14 protein-coding genes and 1 riboswitch are annotated in these 15,918 nt (G+C 55.4%); of the genes, 6 read left to right on the top strand and 8 right to left on the bottom strand.

Translation table 11 applies throughout. The features are described 5' to 3' along the window. Window positions 1–29: 29 nt before the first annotated feature. Complete coding sequence (locus OGY62_RS02960; protein WP_012135635.1) at window positions 30–1,232, bottom strand: NAD(P)/FAD-dependent oxidoreductase; 1,203 nt, start codon at window positions 1,230–1,232, stop codon at window positions 30–32. A gap of 233 nt (window positions 1,233–1,465) precedes the next feature. On the opposite strand from OGY62_RS02960, the gene OGY62_RS02955 reads away from it, so the two are divergent. Beyond that, window positions 1,466–1,969 (top strand): RrF2 family transcriptional regulator, encoded by a 504-nt coding sequence (locus OGY62_RS02955; protein ID WP_012135633.1) that lies wholly within the window; start codon window positions 1,466–1,468, stop codon window positions 1,967–1,969. Between the two features lie 65 nt (window positions 1,970–2,034). On the opposite strand, the gene nadS is transcribed toward OGY62_RS02955, so the two are convergent. The 4 genes from nadS to uspA form a co-directional block, all read right to left on the bottom strand. Further along, on the bottom strand, window positions 2,035–2,322 hold the full coding sequence (gene nadS / locus OGY62_RS02950) for a NadS family protein (protein ID WP_012135632.1): 288 nt from the start codon (window positions 2,320–2,322) through the stop codon (window positions 2,035–2,037). Next, window positions 2,319–2,660 carry a type II toxin-antitoxin system RelE/ParE family toxin gene (locus tag OGY62_RS02945; RefSeq protein ID WP_048902455.1) on the bottom strand — a complete coding sequence of 114 codons (342 nt, stop codon included), beginning with the start codon at window positions 2,658–2,660 and terminating at the stop codon, window positions 2,319–2,321. The genes nadS and OGY62_RS02945 overlap by 4 nt, the downstream gene beginning before the upstream one ends. 112 nt (window positions 2,661–2,772) lie before the next feature. Next, entirely contained in the window at window positions 2,773–4,245 is a 1,473-nt protein-coding gene (gene dtpB, locus OGY62_RS02940) for a dipeptide/tripeptide permease DtpB (RefSeq protein ID WP_047460450.1), read from the bottom strand. Window positions 4,246–4,544: 299 nt separating this feature from the next. Beyond that, window positions 4,545–4,979 (bottom strand): universal stress protein UspA, encoded by a 435-nt coding sequence (gene uspA, locus OGY62_RS02935; protein WP_000323571.1) that lies wholly within the window; start codon window positions 4,977–4,979, stop codon window positions 4,545–4,547. A gap of 391 nt (window positions 4,980–5,370) precedes the next feature. Between uspA and uspB the strand changes: the two genes are divergently transcribed. Then, window positions 5,371–5,706, top strand: coding sequence for a universal stress protein UspB (gene uspB, locus OGY62_RS02930; protein ID WP_012135627.1), 336 nt, complete (start codon window positions 5,371–5,373; stop codon window positions 5,704–5,706). A gap of 142 nt (window positions 5,707–5,848) precedes the next feature. Here the strand turns inward: uspB and pitA are convergent, their stop codons facing one another. Further along, a complete protein-coding gene (pitA, locus tag OGY62_RS02925; protein ID WP_012135626.1) occupies window positions 5,849–7,345 on the bottom strand; it encodes an inorganic phosphate transporter PitA in 1,497 nt (498 codons plus the stop codon). Between the two features lie 230 nt (window positions 7,346–7,575). Here pitA and OGY62_RS02920 point away from each other — a divergent pair, with 230 nt between their 5' ends. Further along, on the top strand, window positions 7,576–8,769 hold the full coding sequence (locus OGY62_RS02920; RefSeq protein WP_047460455.1) for a BaiN/RdsA family NAD(P)/FAD-dependent oxidoreductase: 1,194 nt from the start codon (window positions 7,576–7,578) through the stop codon (window positions 8,767–8,769). A gap of 37 nt (window positions 8,770–8,806) precedes the next feature. Here the strand turns inward: OGY62_RS02920 and OGY62_RS02915 are convergent, their stop codons facing one another. Further along, window positions 8,807–9,820, bottom strand: a complete 1,014-nt coding sequence (locus OGY62_RS02915; RefSeq protein WP_049011520.1) for a magnesium transporter — start codon at window positions 9,818–9,820, stop codon at window positions 8,807–8,809. Window positions 9,821–9,876: 56 nt separating this feature from the next. Next, window positions 9,877–10,060: riboswitch (M-box (ykoK) riboswitch) on the bottom strand. Between the two features lie 413 nt (window positions 10,061–10,473). Between OGY62_RS02915 and OGY62_RS02910 the strand changes: the two genes are divergently transcribed. Genes OGY62_RS02910 through OGY62_RS02900 form a run of 3 tightly spaced genes read left to right on the top strand, consistent with a single transcriptional unit; the run spans window position 10,474 to window position 15,409 of the window. Further along, entirely contained in the window at window positions 10,474–11,541 is a 1,068-nt protein-coding gene (locus OGY62_RS02910; RefSeq protein ID WP_012135621.1) for an HlyD family secretion protein, read from the top strand. Next, window positions 11,538–14,285, top strand: coding sequence for a ribosome-associated ATPase/putative transporter RbbA (gene rbbA, locus OGY62_RS02905; protein WP_286459039.1), 2,748 nt, complete (start codon window positions 11,538–11,540; stop codon window positions 14,283–14,285). Before OGY62_RS02910 ends, rbbA begins: the two co-directional genes overlap by 4 nt. Next, window positions 14,285–15,409, top strand: coding sequence for an ABC transporter permease (locus OGY62_RS02900; RefSeq protein WP_049011518.1), 1,125 nt, complete (start codon window positions 14,285–14,287; stop codon window positions 15,407–15,409). Before rbbA ends, OGY62_RS02900 begins: the two co-directional genes overlap by 1 nt. 104 nt (window positions 15,410–15,513) lie before the next feature. Here the strand turns inward: OGY62_RS02900 and nikR are convergent, their stop codons facing one another. Continuing rightward, on the bottom strand, window positions 15,514–15,915 hold the full coding sequence (nikR, locus tag OGY62_RS02895) for a nickel-responsive transcriptional regulator NikR (protein ID WP_012135616.1): 402 nt from the start codon (window positions 15,913–15,915) through the stop codon (window positions 15,514–15,516). Between the last annotated feature and the right edge of the window lie 3 nt (window positions 15,916–15,918).

Genomic DNA, 15,918 nt, shown 5'->3' with positions numbered 1-15,918 from the left:
GCAGGGTACGCCGCCATCCGGCAGGCTGACTAAACAAACGGCGCCAGCGGATCGGCAATCTCAAACGCCACGGCTCTGTCGGCCTTCGGTGGATAGATCAGCTCGCTGACAATCGACAGCTTGAGTTTTTTCGCTTCCGCACGCGTCAGTTTTACCTGCTGATCCCAGCCTTCGGTGTAGACCGCGCCCCATGCGCCAAGATCCAGACAGGTGACATAGTTTTCCTGACGATACGGCAGAGGAGCGACCTCCAGCAGGTCAGCGGCCGCGTTATTCCCGGCAAACTTGCCCAGCAGAATAGCGTGCTGGCAGGTCATTAACGCATGGTTGCCTTTGTCATCGGTTGCGGCGTACGCCACATCGCCAGTGGCATAAATGTCATCGTGACCCACCACCTGAAGCTGAGCGTTCACATGTAAACGCCCCTGACGGTCGCGCGGAGCGTCAATCTGCCCGGTCAGATCGTTCGCCTGAACGCCGACGGTCCAGATGACGGTTTGCGACGCGATGGTTTGCCCGTCTTTCAGCGTGATGCCCGTTGCGTCTACGCTTTCCACTTCTGTATTCACCAGCCACTCCACGCCCAGCTCTGCCGACGCTTCGATAATCACGTTGCGCAGTTCTTCGCTGTAGCGAGCGCCAGGCTGCGGGCCGCGTTCAACTACGACTACTCTGGTCTTAGCATCAGCGCCGAGAATATCACGTAAACGGCCAGGCAACTCCAGCGCCATCTCGATCCCGGTAAAGCCGCCGCCGCAAACAACAACGGTATTGCGCGCGTCGCTTTCTTCTTTGTTCGCCAGATCCTTCAGGTGCTGCTCCAGTACGGCGGCGCTTTCCAGTTGATCCAGATCGAACGCATGCGCATCTGCGCCCGTTACGAGTGAACGGTTAACGTGGCTGCCGCTTGCCAGAATCAAACGGTCGTAGCGATGCAAGTGCGTTTTGCCAGAGGCATCCGCCCAGCTCACCTCTTTTGAGTCGGGAAGGATCTGCGCAACCGTCCCGCGCAGGAAGTTGACGCCGGTTTCGTCGAACAGCGGTTGCAGGGGAGCGACCAGCGTCTGGACGGCATTTTCATAAAAGCGAGGGCGTACGCGAAGTTCGGGTTGTGGGGCGATAACGGTGATATCAATTGTGTCATTCTGGTGTTTATCTGCCAGACGGGCGGCGCTCAGTGCGGCCCACATCCCGGAAAAACCTGCACCAACGATCAGAATTTGTTTACGCATTTAGGTTGCACTCAATGTTAACGATGAAGTTATTTACTCGGATTTTATTGGTCGTAGTTAATGAATGCAATGTCATTTGTGCGATCCAGTGGAAAATGATCCAGATCTGTTGGTTATCATTATGATAAATAATGAATTAAATTTTAATTCCTGATGTGCTGTGGTTCTCTGTCTGGCAAGCGCCTGTCGAAAAAGCTACAATAACTCAGAATTATTTTGGCTGAGATAAGAGCATGGCATTCTACAGTTCCGGGGTTGAGTACGGCATCCATAGCCTGATGTGTATGGTGGACAGCAAAGGCGACGCCCGCGATATGAGCGTTCGCGAAATTGCTGACCTGCAAAGCGTGCCCTACGACTATCTGGCCAAGATTTTTACCCGTCTGTCGAAAGCGGGCCTGGTGCGCAGCATCGAAGGCAAAGGCGGTGGTTTTCAGCTCGCCAGGCCTGCTGAACACATCACGGTGCTGGATGTGGTCAACGCCATTGACGGTGACAAGCGCATCTTTGAATGCCGCGAAATTCGCCAGCGTCTGGCTGTTTTTGATGAGCAGCCTCCGGCGTGGGCCTGCGAAGGTATCTGCGGCGTGCGCTCGGTAATGGACATGGCGCAGCAGCGTATGGAAGAAGCGTTAGGGCAGCATACCATTCTCGATCTGGCGCGTAAGATGTACCGTAAAGCGCCAGAGACCTTTGTGGTTGAAGTGCAGGAATGGATTGACGCGCGTAAAGGGTAAATGCCCGAACGCAGGCCGGATGCGGCTATGTCCGATAGCGCTGTGCTTATCGGACTATGTTGCGATTAGACTGTTTTGAAAAGATTAACCATCTCTGGATTACGCTCTATCACCCGAAGAACCTTAAGATAAGTTCCGGTAGGGATACGCCTTTTCTGCTCCCAGGCCTGAATCAGGGAAGATGAGACGCCTATTGCCTGTGCAAACTCATTCTGCTTCATATTGGCTTTCTTCCTGATAGCTTTGACATCTGGAAGTTCATATCGGGTGATTCGGGCAGCAGGTTTGCGACCCTGGCTGATTTCAACGGCCTCGCTTGCAGATTCCATCAGCTCTTTAAAGAAATCGTTCATAACGAGCCCTCTTTTAGTTGGTGAATGATGGATTTGAGGGCGTTTTTTTCTTCGCCGCTCAGACTATCCTTTTTGTTCTTAGGGTAAGCCATGAAAAGCCAGATACGCCCTTCGCTATTTTGAAAATAGTAAATACTACGAATCCCGCCGCTTTTTCCCTTACAGTGGCTCGCTGGAGCAAAACGAACTTTCCTGCAACCACCTGTACCCTGAATTAAATCACCTTCCAGCGGGTTTATAATGAGCATTTCCTGAAATGCGCGATATTCATCCTCGGTGAGCAGGGCTTCCCGCTGGCGGGCAAAGACAGAAGTCTCAATAAATTCAATGTAGTTCATGGTCATGTCCGTCCATGATGACCTGTTTGTTCAAATTATACTCTTACATTGTAAGAGTTAACAGATAAAAAAAACCGCGATGTTACTCGCGGTCAGAACTAAAAGTTGACGCTTATTTACTGCTATCCGGCGTATTAATCATCCGGTTCAACCACGGCACCATAATTGCCATCACAACGGTGACCGCCAGTGTGACGAGGCCTATTTTGCTGAACACGCCGGTGTAGATAGGCAGCGTCTGGAGCGGGTCGGTGATGTTTTCCGGTACGGCGGTGAAGGTTGCGACATAGCCGCCCAGCAGGAAAGCCGCCGCCTGCGTCAGGAACCACATCCCGAGAATAAAGCCCATCAGGTGCTGAGGCACCAGCGCGGCAACCATTGCCAGCCCCAGGGCGCTAATCAGCAACTCACCCAGACTCTGGAACAGGTACACCAGCACGATAAACCACGGTGAAGTCAGCCCCTGCGCATCGGCGAACCACATGCCTGCGGCGGCGGCGGTCAAAAAACCCAGCGAACAGAGGAACATGCCCAGCGTAAACTTCATCGGCATGGTCAGATCTTTGCCTTTGCTCCCCAGACGCGTGTAAATCGCCGCCAGTACCGGACTGGCCACCACCACCCAGAACGGGTTCAGCGCCTGGAAGCTGACCGGGTTAATGGTAAAACCGAGAATATCGTGATGTACGTTATTGATTGCGAAGAAATTCAGCGATGTAGGCATCTGTGCGTACAGAATATAAAACAGCACCGCTTCAAGCATCAGGATAAAAGCGACGAACATTTTGTTGCGTCCGGTTTTATCCAGACGAAACGCTTCACGGAAGAAGAAAATGATGACCACAATCGACAGGACGATCAGCACCAGGTTGGCGATTTTTACGTTATGCATCAGCCAGGCGCAGAGGAAAATCATGGCGACGGTGCCGATCAGTACGGCGAGCAGATTACGGAAGCTCAGCGGCTTATGGTCTGGCTCTGAACCGATATCTTTCACCATGCCGCGACAGGCGAAGTAGACCAGCAGCGCGACAATCAGCCCTGCGCCGCACAGGTTATAGGTAACGGCATAGCCGAATTTGTCGGCGATGACCGGGGCGAGGGAGAGCGACAGCAGCGACCCGATGTTAATCGACATATAAAACAGGGTGAACGCGCCGTCCAGACGGGGGTCTTTGGGCAGGTAACACTTGGACAGCAGGCTCGCAGGGTTGGCTTTAAATAGCCCGTTACCGACGGCAATCGTCCCCAGCGCGATAAAAATCAGGTTCGGTTTCAGTAACGATAACCCGGTCATGAAGTAGCCGATCGCCAGGACAATCGCCCCCAGTACCAGGGTACGCTTAGTTCCCAGCAGGTGATCGCCAACGTAGCCGCCAATGGATATCAGGCCGTACACCAGTGCGGCAAATGCGCCAAAGGTGATAAATGCCTGTTCCTGAGAGAAGCCAAGCTGTTTAACAAAGAAAACCGCCAGGATGCCCTGGACGCCGTAATAGCCGAATCGCTCCCATAATTCTACAAAAAAGATCATGAAGAACGGACGGGGTTGCTGTAGCAAGCCCGTAGGTGCAGTTGTATTCATATTCCTTCGCCTTTCAATGCCATCCCGAAAAGTATGAACGCGTATGCCAAAACGCGCCGAAAAAGTCTGACTCTGTTATAGACTGCGGTCATTAACCGAATGAATAGATTATTATAGAGATGGTTTTCGATCTAATTAGTTGATCACACTAATTATGATTTGTGGTCTGGAATGTTGTACTGGAATGTGTTCGAGGGAAGGCATAAACAAAAACGCCCGCATTGGCGGGCGCTGTGTATATCGGGCTGATGAATGCCAGGCCGGATAAGGCGTCAGCCGCCATCCGGCACAACAGGAACTTACTCTTCTTCGTCGCGCAGCGGAACAATCAGCATGTCGACATGCACGGTATTAATCAGCTGGCGTGCTGAAGACATCAGTTTGCTCCAGAAGTCCTGATGATGACCACAAACGACCAGATCCATATCGTATTTTTTGATCGCGTCAACCAGTACCTGACCCAGATCGCCGCTGCCGCTCAGGGTTTCGGTGATAGGGTAACCGGCATTGGTGGAAAGTTCGGTCAGCGCATGGTGTGTTTCTTCAGAGATGCGTTTTTGCATATCACCCAGATTCACGTCGATCAGGCCGGTGTACAGGTCAGAGTAATTGACATCAACGTGGATAAGAGAGACTTTCGCGTTGTAAGGACGCGCCATTGAAACCGCTTTTTCTACCAGAACTTTACTTTCCGGGGAAAGGTCAACCGCGATGAGAATGTGTTTGTAAGCCATAGTGTTACTCCTTCCATAAGTTGTCGATGACTAGCCAGCTAGCGTTTCTTGTGCCGCCGCGTCACCCGCGTCCTGCGAACTACAGCGCGGGGCTAGCCCAGCCGAGAAGTGAATGTAAAGACTATCCTTACATTATAGCGACCTGGATAATCCGTCAATCCGCCTTGCTTGCCAATCAGTTAAACAAAATTTTCAGTTAATTGCATTGATAGCGGTTAACCTTCTGGCAAAAAAATTAACTGATCTCCTACACTATTTAATAGAGCCGTTCGGATGCAGGGCACTGGCGTGAACGGTTTAGCAGGACTCTTTCACTGAACTGTCTGGCTGAGTATCGGGGGAGCGGTAGTCCCGGAGAGGAGCTCCGTGGGCGGGTCGCCGGGGAGGAGGTATGATAAGCACCGTCGCATTATTCTGGGCTTTATGTGTCGTTTGCATTGTTAATATGGCGCGCTATTTCTCATCGTTACGCGCGCTGTTAGTGGTACTGCGTGGTTGCGATCCATTGCTCTACCAATATGTGGATGGAGGTGGCTTCTTTACCTCGCATGGTCAACCCAACAAACAGATGCGTCTGGTGTGGTATATCTACGCGCAACGTTATCGCGATCACCACGATGATGAATTCATCCGCCGTTGTGAACGCGTTCGCGGCCAGTTCATCCTCACCAGCGCATTATGCGGTCTGGTGCTGATCAGTATGGTTGCGCTGTTGATTTGGCACTGAGCAAAAAAAGCGGGTCAGTTTCCTGACCCGCTCAATACGGTTGATTCTGCATTCCTTTGCCTGATGGCGCGTCGCTTTAAGGCCTACGTGCTGCGTTTTTGTAGGCCGGATAAGGCATCGCCGCCATCCGGCACGGTCGCGCTTAGATAATCTTCAGCGAGATCCAGTACAGCACGCCGGACAGAATAATCGCCGCTGGCAGGGTAAACACCCAGGCCATCAGAATGCTGGTGACCGTTTTGCGCTGTAGACCGCCACCGTCCACAACCATTGTCCCCGCGACGGAGGAAGAAAGGACGTGCGTGGTGGATACCGGCATACCGGTGTAGCTGGCGAGACCGATAGAGACTGCGGCCGTCATCTGCGCCGACATCCCTTGCGCATAGGTCATGCCTTTCTTACCAATCTTCTCACCGATGGTGGTCGCCACGCGGCGCCAGCCGATCATGGTGCCAATACCCAGCGCCAGCGCGACGGCCATGATTATCCAGATCGGCGCGTACTCAATGGTGCTCAGCATATCGGTTTTCAGTTTTTTCAGCAGACGCTGGTCGTCATTGCTTACGCCAGGCAGCTTCACGACTTTATCGGTCGTGTCGGAGATGCACAGCATAATGCGACGCAGCTGGCTACGCTGGTCAACGCTTAACGTGTCGTAGCTTTCCAGATTCGCCAGCATACCTTTCGCGCGATCAAGCGCATTGATGGTATTCGCCGGGTGGCAATGGAACTCTGCGGGTTCTGTCGCGCCCGGTTCCGGTGCGGGAATCAGCTGATCCACGCCGGTGACTTTTTTCAGCAGATCAGGGTGCTGCTGGAAGTACGTTTCGACGTTGTTGATGGCGTCGCGGGTACGGGTAATTTCATAGCCGGATGCGTTCATATTGACGACGAAGCCCGCAGGCGCCACGCCAATCAGAACCAGCATGACCAGACCAATGCCTTTCTGACCATCGTTAGCGCCATGAGAGAACGCCACGCCGATAGCCGAGAGGATAAGTGCGATACGCGTCCAGAATGGCGGCTTTTTCTTACCGTCTTTCTTTTCACGTTCAGCAGGGGTCAGGTGGATACGTGCGCGCTTTTTAGTGCCGCTCCAGTAGCGACGCAGCAAAAAGATCAGACCGCCAGCAAACACCAGGCCTACGATAGGGGAGACAATCAGTGACCCAAAGATATTGATAACTTTAGGTATATTTAGCGCATCCACCACTGAAGTGCCGGTCATCATTGCATTGGTTAAACCGATACCAATGATGGCGCCAATCAGCGTATGGGAACTGGAGGCAGGCAGACCAAAGTACCATGTACCGAGGTTCCAGATAATGGCCGCCAGCAACATAGAGAACACCATAGCGAGGCCATGTGCGGAACCCATGTTAAGCAGCAAATCCGTAGGCAACATATGCACGATGGCATAGGCTACACTCAGACCGCCCAGTAGAACGCCAAAGAAGTTAAAGACCGCAGCCATAACAACCGCCAGTTGCGAACGCATCGCACGGGTATAAATCACGGTTGCCACTGCGTTGGCTGTATCATGGAAGCCGTTAATCGCTTCGTAGAACAGCACAAAAGCCAGAGCAAGCAATAATAAAAGCCCGGTATGTAAATCCAGGCCAGCAAACAAATGTAGCATAGGACGTTACGCCATTTTGAGGACATGAACGCGGCGCATTATCAGTGACTTTCGCGGCGCGGGCAAAGTGAAATATAGACTTTTTTTGATATAACGCCTGCTTAATGTCATGCCACTAAAGAATTATCTTATAGAATTCAATTAAATACTCATATCCATCGATTTTGGCGCTGGTGCGACCACTGAGGAATCTTTACAATTCACGCCCTGTTTTCAGAGAGGATCGCAAAGTGGAAAGGTTTGATGCCGTTATTATAGGCGCTGGCGCGGCGGGTATGTTCTGTGCGGCGCAGGCCGGTCAGGCGGGGCGCCGCGTGCTGCTCATCGATAATGGTAAAAAACCGGGGCGTAAGATCCTGATGTCCGGCGGCGGGCGCTGCAACTTCACGAATCTGTATGTCGAACCTGCTGCCTATCTGAGCCAGAACCCCCATTTCTGCAAATCGGCGCTGGCGCGTTACACCCAGTGGGACTTTATCGATCTGGTGGGCAAACACGGCATCGCCTGGCATGAAAAGACGCTCGGCCAGCTGTTCTGCGACGACTCTGCGCAGCAAATTGTCGATATGCTGGTGGCGGAATGCGCAAAGGGCAACGTGACGATGCGTCTGCGCAGCGAAGTACTCAGCATTGCGCGTGATGACGAAGGGTTTACCCTGGAACTGAACGGCATGACGGTCGCGGCGAAAAAAGTGGTGATCGCCACGGGCGGTCTCTCCATGCCGGGTCTGGGCGCGTCGCCGTTGGGTTATAAAATTGCTGAACAGTTTGGTCTGGATGTCCTGCCGACCCGCGCCGGGCTGGTGCCCTTCACGTTGCATAAACCGCTGCTGGAGCAGCTTCAGGTGTTATCCGGCGTTTCGGTGCCTGCGGTGATCGCGGCGCAGGACGGTACGGTATTCCGTGAAAATCTGCTCTTTACCCACCGTGGGCTGTCAGGCCCGGCGGTTTTACAGATTTCGAGTTTCTGGCAGCCCGGCGAATTTGTCAGCATCAATTTGCTGCCGGAGGTCGATCCTGATGATTTCCTCAATGAACAACGTTGCGCGCACCCGAATCAAAGCCTGAAAAATACGCTGGCGATGCAGTTGCCGAAGCGCCTGGTGGAATGTTTACAGCAGCTTGGGCAGATCCCGGATGTTTCCCTGAAACAGTTGAACGCACGCGAGCAGCAGGCGCTGATTGAAACGCTGACCGAATGGCGCGTACAGCCTAACGGTACGGAAGGCTATCGCACGGCGGAAGTGACGCTTGGCGGCGTGAACACCGATGAACTTTCTTCGCGCACGATGGAGGCCCGAAAAGTGCCGGGGCTTTATTTTATCGGCGAGGTGATGGATGTCACCGGTTGGCTGGGGGGCTATAACTTCCAGTGGGCCTGGTCGAGCGCGTGGGCATGCGCGCAGGCGCTGAGCGAAGGATAACGGGTTTGCCCGACCAGAGAGCGGTCGGGCGAAATTGTCAGTTCAGGCCAAGAAAATACTGGGCGATTTTAAAGTAGATAATCAGTCCGGTGCCGTCGATCAGCGTGGCGATAAACGGCGCGGAGACCACCGCAGGGTCGATGCCGATGCGCTTGAGCACCATCGGGATCACCGATGACACCACCGCGCTCCACAGCGTAATGCATACCAGCGTCAGGCTGACGATCAGCGTGATTTCCACGCCGATACCCATCATCCAGGCGCGCAGACAACCCGCCAGGCCCAGCGTTATGGCGATCAGCAGCGAGGTCGATGCCTCTTTGCGAATGACCCGCCCCATGTCGCGCAGTCGCACTTCGCCCAGTGCCATTGCGCGCACCAGCGTAGAGGTTATTTGCGTGCCGCTGTTGCCGCCGGTGCCAATCAGCAGGGGAATGAAGAAGGCCAGCGCAATCGCTGACTCCAGCGCCTCTTCGAAATGTTGCAGTACGCTACTGGTATAGGCTTCCGCTACAAACAGCAACAGCAGCCACACAGAACGTTTCTTCCACAGCGTCCACGGGCTGATGTCCAGATACGGTTTCTCCAGCGGCAGCGTCGCCCCCTGGCGCTGCACGTCTTCAGTGACGTCATCTTCCAGAAGATGGGCAATCTCTTTTTCCATCAGGCAGCCGACCAGCTCGCCTTTATCGACGACCGGCACCAGATCGAGCTGGCGTTCGGTCAGCTCGGCAATGATGTGTGGACGTTCGTCGTCGGGTTTGACGCGAAACAGGCAACTGTCCATTAAGGCGCGGATAGATTGCGCCGTGTCGCTTGCCTGCAAAAGTTTCTTGATGGATAAAACCCCGCGCAGCTGTTTTTCCGCAACCACAAACACCTGGCCGGGAATATCATCTGAGGTGAGTTGCGACACAAAGAATTCACGCGCCTCATGAACGCTGAGATGATCCGGCAGCGTAATAAAATCGGTACGCATATATTGCGCGATAGCATCGCCGTCAAAAGCCGGAGCCGGGTGATGTGCGTTGCAAACGTGGATGGATGACATTGATGTAATTCCCTATAAAAAGCTCTCATAGGGGCGAACAAGACAGGATGAGCACAGGCAGATCCCTACGTCCTGGTTTTAGCACTGCACAACGTATCTGCCCGATAGTGATATCGTCAGAAGTTACCTTGGCAACACCTTGATTCGATGGATGCCTGTATTTCCCTGAGTGGTCTCTCTCGATACCAGCAGGGCGGTAACTTATATTTGTGCAGGAGCCTCGCCATAACGAGATCGATAAAATGAGCCGCCAGTATAGAGAATGTTAACCATTCACAATGTTTATAATTTAGATGGTTTATCAACGGTTGATATACCACATTGTCTCTCTGCCAATAAAAGCCAGCGAAACCCATTAAAGAATGAAGTGAATAGACATCACGGGTATTGGTGTTAGTATTTCATTGATAGTACATATGAGTATGCGTGTTTCATTTACGGCCAGGAACGCTGATGATGACAACATTAGTACCCGTTTTTCGAGCATTTCCGTCATTCACTTTCCTTTACGGCGAGCGCCGCGCTGACGCCTGCATGCCGTCTGGCCATTTTCTTTTTTTCCTTCTTATCCCGGATGGAATATCCCGCTGAACATGTGTTCGGGGGTGTTGTGACACGCATTGTTGGCTAACAGGGATCACGGCGGGTCGGATATGGACAAAATAAAGCGTCATCTGGTGTGGTGGAGTGTTGGCATCCTGGTGGCAATAGCAGCCGTAGCGTGGTGGATGCTACGTCCTGCTGGCGTACCGGATGGCTTTGCCGCCAGCAACGGCAGAATTGAGGCAACAGAAGTCGATATTGCCACCAAAATCGCCGGTCGAATTGACACCATTCTGGTGTCGGAAGGGCAGTTTGTGCGCCAGGGCGAGGTGCTGGCGAAGATGGACACCCGCGTGTTGCAGGAACAGCGGCTGGAAGCCATCGCGCAAATCAAAGAGGCTGAAAGCGCGGTTGCCGCCGCGCGCGCCCTGCTGGAGCAACGCCAGAGCGAAACGCGCGCCGCCCAGTCGGTGGTGAAGCAGCGTGAAGCCGAGCTGGATTCGGTCTCCAAACGTCATGTGCGTTCCCGCTCGCTGTCGCAGCGCGGTGCGGTTTCCGCTCAACAGCTGGATGACGATCGCGCCGCTGCCGAAAGCGCTCGCGCCGCGCTGGAATCCGCCAAAGCCCAGGTCTCTGCGACGAAAGCGGCGATTGAAGCGGCCCGCACCAGCATTATTCAGGCGCAGACCCGCGTAGACGCGGCGCAGGCTACCGAGCGACGCATTGTGGCGGACATCGATGACAGTGAATTAAAAGCGCCGCGAGATGGCCGCGTCCAGTACCGCGTTGCCGAACCGGGAGAGGTGCTGTCTGCGGGCGGCCGGGTGCTGAATATGGTCGATCTCAGCGATGTCTACATGACCTTCTTCCTGCCGACCGAGCAGGCCGGCCTGCTGAAAATTGGCGGAGAAGCGCGCCTGGTGCTGGATGCCGCGCCCAGCCTGCGCATTCCGGCTACCATCAGTTTTGTCGCCAGCGTCGCGCAGTTCACGCCGAAAACCGTCGAAACCAGCGATGAACGGCTGAAGCTGATGTTCCGCGTGAAGGCGCGTATCCCGCCAGCGCTGTTACAGCAGCATCTGGAATACGTTAAAACCGGTTTGCCGGGTATGGCATGGGTGCGGCTGGATGAACAGCGCCCCTGGCCTGACGATCTGGCGGTGAGGCTGCCGCAATGACGAACCTGGCGCGTCTTCCCGTTCCTCCCGTGGCGCACCTTGACGGCGTGAGTCAGCATTACGGGGCAACGGTGGCGCTGAACAACATCACGCTGGATATCCCCGCTCGCTGTATGGTGGGGCTGATTGGCCCGGATGGCGTCGGTAAGTCGAGCCTGCTGTCGCTTATCTCCGGCGCGCGCGTTATCGAGCAGGGCAATGTGCGGGTGCTGGGCGGCGACATGCGCGACGCGACGCACCGCCGCGATGTCTGCCCACGGATAGCCTGGATGCCGCAGGGGCTGGGAAAGAACCTCTACCATACGCTGTCGGTGTATGAGAACGTCGATTTCTTCGCGCGTCTCTTCGGGCATGATAAAGCGGAGCGTGAAGCGCGAATTACCGATCTGCTGAACAGCACCGGGCTGGCGCCGTTTCGCGATCGCCCGGCGGGGAAGCTCTCGGGCGGCATGAAACAAAAACTGGGGCTGTGCTGCGCGCTGATCCATGACCCGGAACTGCTGATTCTTGACGAGCCTACCACCGGGGTTGACCCGCTTTCCCGCGCCCAGTTCTGGGCGTTGATCGACAGCATTCGTCAGCGGCAGACTAACATGAGCGTGCTGGTCGCCACGGCCTATATGGAAGAAGCCGAGCGTTTCGACTGGCTGGTGGCGATGAACGCAGGTGAAGTGATGGCGACGGGTAGTGCGCAAGAACTGCGGGACAAAACCGGCAGCGCCACGCTGGAGCAGGCGTTTATCGCCCTGTTGCCAGAGGCGCAGCGCCAGGCGCACAAACCCGTTGTTATCCCGCCTTATGATGCGACGCAGGAAGAGATCGCCATTGAGGCGAAAGATCTGACCATGCGGTTTGGCAATTTCGTCGCCGTCGATCACGTCAATTTCCGCATCCCGCGCGGAGAGATTTTTGGTTTTCTGGGATCGAACGGCTGCGGCAAGTCCACCACCATGAAAATGCTCACCGGGCTGCTGCCTGCCAGCGAAGGGGAAGCCTGGCTGTTCGGGCAAGCGGTTGACCCGAAGGATATCGAAACCCGCCGCCGGGTGGGTTACATGTCGCAGGCGTTTTCACTCTACAGCGAGCTGACCGTGCGGCAAAACCTGGAGCTACATGCCCGCCTGTTCCACATCCCGGACGCAGAGATTCCGCAGCGCGTAGCGCAGATGAGCGAGCGTTTTATGCTCTCTGACGTCGAAGATATGCTGCCGGAGGCGCTGCCGCTCGGTATTCGCCAGCGCTTGTCGCTGGCGGTGGCGGTGATCCATCGCCCGGAAATGCTGATTCTGGATGAGCCGACCTCCGGCGTGGACCCGGTCGCCAGGGATATGTTCTGGCAGTTGATGGTGGATCTGTCGCGCCAGGATAAGGTGACCATTTTTATCTCCACCCACTTTATGAACGAAGCGGAACGCTGTGACCGCATGTCGCTGATGCACGCCGGAAAGGTGCTTGCCAGCGGCACGCCGCAGGAACTGGTAGAGCGGCGGGGCACAGCCAGTCTTGAAGAGGCGTTTATCTCCTGGTTACAGGAAGCCGCAGGGCCAGCGCCAGTATCACCGCTGCCGCCAGCGGACGCGCCAGACGTACATAAAACGAGTAAACCGCCGCGCCAGGGCTTTAGTCTGCGACGCCTGTTTAGCTACAGCCGTCGTGAAGCGCTGGAGCTGCGCCGCGATCCGGTGCGGTCAACGCTGGCCTTGCTGGGGACGGTCATTTTGATGCTGATCATGGGCTACGGTATTAGCATGGATGTGGAAAACCTGCGCTTTGCCGTGCTCGATCGCGATCGGACCGTCAGCAGCCAGGCCTGGTCGTTGAACCTGGCGGGGTCTCGCTATTTTATCGAGCAGTCGCCGCTCACCAGCTATGACGATCTTGACCGGCGTATGCGCTCGGGCGAGGTGGCGGTCGCGATAGAACTTCCGCCCAATTTTGGACGGGATATCGCCCGCGGCACGCCGGTGCAGATTGGCGTGTGGGTGGATGGCGCAATGCCCAGTCGTGCGGAAACGGTGAGGGGATACGTACAGGCGATGCACCAGAGCTGGCTACAGGATGTGGCGAGCCGTCAGCCGAATGCCAGCAGCCAGGGCGGGCTGATGACCATTGAAACGCGCTATCGCTACAACCCGGATGTGAAAAGCCTGCCAGCGATTGTGCCGGCGGTGATTCCGCTGCTGTTGATGATGATCCCGTCGATGCTCAGCGCCCTGAGCGTGGTGCGTGAAAAAGAGCTGGGATCGATTATCAACTTGTATGTGACGCCGACCACCCGCAGCGAATTTTTACTCGGTAAACAGTTGCCGTACATCGCGCTGGGGATGCTGAACTTCCTGTTGCTCTGTGCGCTGTCGGTGTTTGTTTTTGGCGTGCCGCATAAGGGCAGCTTCCTGACGCTCACCCTGGCGGCGCTGCTTTACGTCACCATCGCCACCGGGATGGGGCTGCTGATTTCGACGTTTATGAAAAGCCAGATCGCCGCGATTTTCGGCACCTCGATCATTACGCTGATCCCGGCGACCCAGTTCTCCGGGATGATCGACCCGGTGGCGTCGCTGGAAGGGCCGGGGAGATGGATCGGCGAGATCTACCCGACCAGCCATTTTCTGACGATCGCGCGCGGTACGTTCTCGAAAGCGCTGGATCTGATGGATCTCTGGCCGCTGTTCGTGCCGTTGGCGATCGCCATTCCGCTGGTGATTGGCCTGAGCGTATTGCTGCTGAAAAAACAGGAGGGGTGATGCGCCGATTACGCAATATTTATAACCTCGGCATCAAAGAGTTACGCAGCCTGCTGGGGGATAAGGCAATGCTGACGCTGATTGTTTTTGCCTTTACGATTTCGGTGTACTCCTCCGCCACCGTTCTGCCGGGCTCGCTGCACCTTGCGCCAATCGCGATTGCCGATATGGACCAGTCTCAGCTGTCGAATCGCATTGTGAACAGCTTCTATCGCCCGTGGTTCCTGCCGCCGGAGATGATCACCGCCGATGAGATGGACGCCGGACTGGATGCCGGACGTTACACCTTTGCTGTCAATATTCCGCCCAATTTCCAACGGGATGTGCTGGCGGGGCGGCAGCCGGATATTCAGGTGAACGTCGATGCGACGCGCATGAGTCAGGCGTTTACCGGCAACAGCTATATCCAGAACATCATCAGCGGCGAGGTGAACAGCTTTGTGGCGCGTTACCGCGACAATAGCGAGCCGCTGGTCTCACTGGAAACCCGGATGCGCTTCAACCCGAATCTGGACCCGGCATGGTTCGGCGGCGTAATGGCGATTATTAATAACATCACCATGCTGGCGATTGTGCTGACCGGCTCGGCGCTGATCCGCGAGCGGGAGCACGGGACAATTGAACACCTGCTGGTGATGCCGATCACCCCGTTTGAGATCATGATGGCGAAGGTCTGGTCGATGGGGCTGGTGGTGCTGGTGGTTTCCGGGCTGTCGCTGATGCTGATGGTGAAGGGGGCACTCGGCGTGCCGATTGAGGGCTCCATTCCGCTGTTTATGCTGGGGGTCGCGTTAAGCCTGTTCGCCACCACGTCTATCGGGATTTTTATGGGCACCCTGGCGCGTTCAATGCCGCAACTGGGGCTGCTGATGATTCTGGTGCTGCTGCCGTTGCAGATGCTCTCCGGCGGTTCCACGCCGCGTGAAAGTATGCCGCAGATGGTGCAGGACATCATGCTGACGATGCCGACCACTCACTTTGTCAGCCTCGCGCAGGCGATACTTTATCGCGGCGCCGGGTTTGGCATCGTCTGGCCGCAGTTTCTGACTCTGCTGGCGATCGGCAGCGCTTTCTTCCTGATAGCGCTACTGCGTTTCAGAAAGACGATTGGCACGATGGCGTAAACATTATTGCCGGATGGCGGCTGCGCCTTATCCGGCCTGTGAACTACCAACGGAAACGGACGTAGGCCGGGCAAGCGAAGCGCCCCCGGCAACGAAACAGGCAATCACTCTTCCTTCGGCAAACACTGCAAATGACCGTGGCGCACGCCGCGCTGGGCGATGACGTCATCGGCAAAATGCTGAACGTCGCCCATATCGCCTTTCAGTACGGCGATCTCCAGACAGTCGTCGTGATTAATGTGTACATGCAGCGTCGCCACCGACAAATCATGGTGATGATGCTGAGTGGAAACGATGCGGCTGGCTAAATCGCGTTTCTCATGCTCATAAACATACGAGAGCACCGCGAAACCCTGGGTGCCGTGCTCCTGCGTGGCCTCCTGCGCCAGCGCGCCGCGCAGAATGTCACGAATCGCTTCGGAGCGGTTGTTGTAACCCCGACGCTGGCTCAGGCTATCCAGCGTTTCGAGTAAATCGTCATCGAGAGTAATAGTGACACGTTGCATCTG

The sequence above is a fragment of the Citrobacter sp. CK198 genome (genome assembly GCF_030333295.1).
GTDB classification, from domain to species: Bacteria; Pseudomonadota; Gammaproteobacteria; order Enterobacterales; family Enterobacteriaceae; genus Citrobacter_B; species Citrobacter_B koseri.
Note: the sequence above shows the minus strand (reverse complement) of the source record. Positions and strands in the feature narration are given on the sequence as shown.